General features: G+C 68.7%; 1 pseudogene. It reads left to right on the plus strand.

What is annotated here, in order from left to right:
* Nucleotides 1-214: 214 nt before the first annotated feature.
* Nucleotides 215-578, plus strand: a pseudogene (locus tag H928_RS33305) (SAM-dependent methyltransferase); the annotation flags it as partial.

Here is a 578-nt window from a genome sequence, read left to right on the forward strand (position 1 = left end):
GCGCGAGCTGCTGCTGTGCAAGCTGATGCCGCTGTGGATCACCCATGTCGACGAGCTGGGCCCCACCGCGCTGCGCCAGCTGGCGGCGATGCCCTGGGGCCTGGTCTATGACCGCACGGCGCAGCCCGGTAGCGCGCGCAGCAGTGGCGCCGCACCGCTCGCCAGTTAGCCGGGCCTGGCGCCCGGATACTGGCGCAATGGGACAATAGCGGCTATGCATCCCAAAGCCCTATTAGATGCCTGCGCCGAGCTGGTTGCGCAGGCCCTCACCTTTGAACACCCGGCCGACGCCGTGGTGTCGCGTTATTTCCGTGAACACCGCAACCTGGGGCCGCGCGAGCGTGGCACCCTGGCCGAGACGGTCTACACCGTGCTGCGCAAGAAAACGCTGTTCGAATCGCTGGCCCGCTCGGGCAGCGGTGCGCGCGAGCGCCGCCTGGCCATCCTCGGCTTTGCCGGCCCGCGCAGCTTTGTCAAAAGCGCGCTCAGCGACCAGGAAGTGCAATGGCTCGACGACTGCGACGCGATTGCGCCGGCCAGCCTCATGCCCCAGCACCGCCACAACCTGCCCGAGTGGC

This window comes from Comamonas sp. B-9, from assembly GCF_000410635.1.
Classification (GTDB): domain Bacteria; phylum Pseudomonadota; class Gammaproteobacteria; order Burkholderiales; family Burkholderiaceae_C; genus Comamonas.